Raw genomic sequence first — 2,241 nt, forward strand, 5'->3', positions numbered from 1 at the left:
CGACCATTCGACAAGTTTTGGGATTGTTAAGGGTTCCGAGGCTCAACGTCAATAAAGCAATTGGAATAAAGCAATTAATGCGATGTTCCGAAAATGTTTAACGAAACTACGCCGACTATGATTAAAACTATAGATACTATAGTTATTAGATTTATTTGTTCTTTGAAAATAATTATTGAGACTACGGTTGTTAAGACTAAACCTAGTCCCGCCCAAGTTGCATAAGTTATATTTAGTGGTAGGTGTTGCATTGTTTTACTTAAAAAATAGAAACAAATTCCAAATGAAATTATTGTTCCTAAGGATGGTATAAATTTTGAAAAGCCTTCTGAAGATTTAAGAAATGCACTTCCAATAACTTCAGTACTTATGGCTATTATTAAATAAATATAAGGCATTTTTAGCTCCTTTTAATTTTCGTATTTTATTCTAAGTATTTTTTAATTGTAAAGTATTTTTTAATTGTAGTCTTGTATTTTGAGTGTCATTCGCGTGGTATTTTTGTGGATTGATGGTTTTTGAAAGGTTTTTGAAACGAGTTGAAAACGAGTTTCTTCTTGTCTTGATACTATATAGAAATAACTCAAAGAATTAAAATGTTTTAAAAACGTTGGTATGACAACATTTGTGTTGTTTTTTTAGCGTGAAAGAAAAAATTGACATAAAAAAACCCCAGTTATATGATTAAGGTGTCGAATCTAAATCAAAACTGGAGGTCTTTTTATATGCAATATAATACTACAAAATATATAGACGAAAATCAAGATAATGAAACATTGAAAGATATGACTAAAAGTGGGACACAACGCCCATGGAGAGAAAAGAAAATCGACAATGTAAGTTATGCAGATATACTAGAAATTTTAAAAATTAAAAAGGCTTTTAACGTGAAGCAATGTGGTAACGTCTTAGAATTTAAGCCGACTGATGAAGGGTATTTAAAACTTTATAAAACATGGTTTTGTAAGTCTAAATTATGTCCGGTTTGTAATTGGAGGCGTTCAATGAAAAATAGTTATCAAGCTCAAAAAGTCATTGAAGCAGTGGTTAAAGAAAAGCCAAAAGCACGTTGGTTATTCTTAACACTTTCAACAAAAAATGCGATAGATGGTGAGCATTTAGAACAGAGTTTAAAATATATGTCGAAAGCTTTTAACAAGTTAAAAATGTATGCAAAAGTTAAAAAGAATTTAATCGGTTTTATGCGTTCAACTGAAGTTACAGTTAACAAAAATGACGGAAGTTATAATCAACATATGCACGTTTTATTGTGTGTTGAAAATGCTTATTTCAGAAAAAAAGAGAATTATATAACGCAAGAAGAGTGGATCAATTTATGGCAAAAAGCTCTTCAAGTTGATTACAAACCAGTCGCAAATATCAAAGCAATTAAGCCGAATAAAAAAGGCGATAAAGATATACAAGCTGCAATTAAAGAGACATCAAAATACTCGGTTAAGTCGTCCGATTATTTAACAGGAAACCATGAAAAAGACGCAGAAATTGTTCAAGATTTAGAACAAGGTTTATACAGAAAACGTATGTTAAGTTACGGTGGTTTACTTAAACAAAAACATAAACTTTTAAATTTAGACGATGCCGAAGAAGGTAATTTAATTCAAACGAGCGATGAAGAAAAAACGACTGAAGAAGAACAAAAAGCCCATTCAATTACGGCCATTTGGAATTTTGAAAAACAAAATTATTTCTTAAAAAATTTGTAACGTTAGCTTATCAAAGCTAGCGTTTTTTTATGCTTTTTTGCCCCTGCAGGAACTATAGCGTTCAACCGGCATGGTTGCCCATTTTTTATGCTAATTTTTAAATTTGCATGTAAATGGGCAGTGTCTAAAAAATTCGACACTGGTTTTGCTCAAATTTTTGTTTGTGAAAAGCAATTATTTTTATTTGGCTCTCATTTGCGTTTTAAGAGCCGATTTAGGTTTTTAGGTATAAAACTATATAAATAACCCTTAATTCTTTAAAATGACCCCTTAAAATTAAAAATAAAGGTATTCTGATTTTGAATAAATGTTTGAACAAAAAATAAAGAGCTACCCTTAAAAATTTTGGTAGCTCTTATATGCACTGTTTTAATATTTAGGTGTTATCAGTGAAAAATAGATCAAGAAAGGAATTTTAATTATAACACAGCATTTATGCCGAGAAAATTTATTGATGTTGAGAAGAACCCTTAACTAAACTTGGAGACGAATGTCGGCATAGCGTGAGCTATTAAGC

2 protein-coding genes are annotated in these 2,241 nt (G+C 30.3%); one reads left to right on the forward strand and one right to left on the reverse strand.

Annotation, left to right across the window (positions count from 1 at the left end; all coding sequences use genetic code 11):
• Window positions 1–74: 74 nt before the first annotated feature.
• Entirely contained in the window at window positions 75–398 is a 324-nt protein-coding gene (qacC, locus tag AC2FB1_RS11010) for a quaternary ammonium compound efflux SMR transporter QacC (RefSeq protein ID WP_001146389.1), read from the reverse strand.
• A gap of 327 nt (window positions 399–725) precedes the next feature.
• Between qacC and AC2FB1_RS11015 the strand changes: the two genes are divergently transcribed.
• Complete coding sequence (locus AC2FB1_RS11015) at window positions 726–1,724, forward strand: protein rep (protein WP_002505443.1); 999 nt, start codon at window positions 726–728, stop codon at window positions 1,722–1,724.
• The last annotated feature ends 517 nt before the right edge of the window (window positions 1,725–2,241 follow it).

This window comes from Staphylococcus sp. CoH_129_LAB_1, assembly GCF_058191515.1.